The 2,188-nt window shown below is 56.1% G+C and carries 1 protein-coding gene; it reads left to right on the top strand.

Annotated features, from left to right (window positions below; translation table 11 throughout):
- The first annotated feature begins 836 nt into the window (after positions 1 to 836).
- Positions 837 to 1,919: a CBS domain-containing anti-phage protein gene (locus ACCAA_RS01780; protein WP_245754384.1), complete on the top strand. Its 1,083-nt coding sequence runs from the start codon at positions 837 to 839 to the stop codon at positions 1,917 to 1,919.
- The last annotated feature ends 269 nt before the right edge of the window (positions 1,920 to 2,188 follow it).

Genomic DNA, 2,188 nt, shown 5'->3' with positions numbered 1-2,188 from the left:
GCCGCGATACGCCTGCGCTTGGACCGAACGTCCTCGGGGCGGCAGATAAACGCTATTCGTTAGAACCCACGGGACACACCATGTCAGCGGAAAGAATCTCTCTTGTTGCCCAGATCAGCCGGCGCCTCTTCATTTCAATAGGGGTACTCATACTTGCCTTAGTGGGTCTCGGCCTACTGGGTGGAAGTCTTTGGCCCAGCCAGAATGAGTCGCGGACACTCCCTGCCGGCGCCGCTGCCAGTACAGCCGATAGTTCAGCGGCAGTGAGCGGAGGTGACTCACAGGCGGTACGTAGCCCGCCGATGGTGCTCGTTGTAATCGGCCTTGGGGCTTTAGGCGGGTTTGTAGGCCTTCAGCGCCGCCTAAAGAACCTACCGAAAGACGATCTCCGCCTTCTTGCTACTTCGTGGCTGCATGCTTTGCTTTCGCCGCTTGTCGGAGGCGTACTCGCGTTAGTGATGTACGCTTTGTTCATGTCGGGGCTTCTCGCAGGTGAGCTGTTTCCTCGCCTCTGTCCCGCCACCGCAAAGACCGGCAGCGATACATATGCGAACCTGCTTGGTTGCGCACCCGAGAGTGTGTCTGCCTACGCGAAACTCTTCTTTTGGAGTTTTGTCGCTGGGTTCTCTGAGCGGTTCGTCGTGGACATCATTGGACGATTCGAGCATCAAGCGAATCAGCCACCGGACGATGGCTCCTCTCCACCCGCTGGCACGTGAGTTCTAACCCCTCCATCGAGCGGACGTCCCAAAGGCCGCTTCGCGCCCTTTGCGCCGCCGCTCATGTCGAACGTTGGGCGTCACATTGCTGCGTCGCCATTTGCCGAAAGAATCGTCATGACCCCCGCTGAGCGACTTGAAGAAATCAAAGCAAAGCTCTCTTCCAACCAAAGCGTTGAACCTATAAGCGTTCGACAATTCATTAGTTGGTTTGGAGCTGAACGCCGTGGGTACATGGTGGCGTGGCGCATCAGCCGAGCACTAGAAAGAGCCAAGCTAGTCACGGTGCCAAATTTCAATGGCGTCCACATTGACGCAAGAATTCGCTTCGCGTTAGTGGAGCCGCCCGCAACAGAGGCGGCCACCGATCAGCCAATTCAGGAGAGTCCGCCGATCGGGGAAGGTCCCCTCGACACTCAGCTAGTGGAGTCTTCACCACTTATTGTTGGCGCCTCGGCCGACCCTGCCTTTCGAGTTGGCCGATTGGGCTCTGCAAACATTAGGCCGCTCAGTGTTGTCCCAGATTGCTGCCTAGCGGAAGCAGTCACTTTGATGCTAAGGCATGACTATTCGCAATTGCCGGTGATGACTAATGACCGCGATGTCAAAGGAATCGTTAGCTGGGAGAGCATAGGTTCTCGGCTAGCGCTTCGGAAGCAACCGATTAACGCGGTCCGAGAGTGCATGAAGGAACATTACGAAGTCCTGTCCACTGATTCGCTCTTTCGAGTTATCGGGCACATCATCGAACACTCCTATGTTCTGGTCCGCGGCGACGACAAGACGATCACGGGCATTGTCACTACTGCCGATCTTAGTGCTCAATTTCAACAACTCTCAGAACCATTCCTCTTGCTCTCGGAAATTGAGAACCATGTCCGTCTAGTAATTGATGGCAAGTTCACCGCTGACGAGCTCGCCTCAGCAAAAGATACGGCGGATCCTGAGAGAATCATAGAAAGTGTGGCCGACCTCACTCTCGGCGAGTACATTCGTTTGCTTGAGAACCCCGCCAACTGGGAGAAGACGGGGCTCACGGTGGACCGAAAGGTGTTCGTCCGGGAACTAGACAATGTGCGGCGAATTCGCAACGACGTGATGCACTTTGACCCGGACGGTATTACGCCGGAAGATCATCAGCTACTTCGTCACTTTCTGCAGTTCATGCACGAGCTTCGCGAAATTGCAGGAAAGTTGTGACGCGACGCCCAACCCATCATTCCACCGGACGCTGCGCGATGAAGCCGCGCAGCGCCGGTTATGTCAAACGTTGGGCGTCTCATTAACCAGGATTGCCATGCCCATGAAAAAACCGGCCTTGATCATCATTCCGGCCAAGGCCCGGTGCTGGGCTTGGTGAAAGTCTTGCGGGAGAGTGGCAGGACCCCCGAAATCTCGTACCCTTGGAAGGTAAGCGTTTAGCCCCCCTACCACACGTACCGAGCAGGTTGGTGCGGAGCGCAGCGCTT

Origin of the sequence: Candidatus Accumulibacter aalborgensis (assembly GCF_900089955.1) — a bacterium.
Lineage (GTDB): Bacteria > Pseudomonadota > Gammaproteobacteria > Burkholderiales > Rhodocyclaceae > Accumulibacter > Accumulibacter aalborgensis.
Note: the sequence above shows the minus strand (reverse complement) of the source record. Positions and strands in the feature narration are given on the sequence as shown.

Excerpts from the sequence above, each read along its gene's own strand:
- ACCAA_RS01780 (WP_245754384.1), top strand. The coding sequence starts at position 837 with ATGACCCCCGCTGAGCGACTTGAAGAAATCAAAGCAAAGCTCTCTTCC.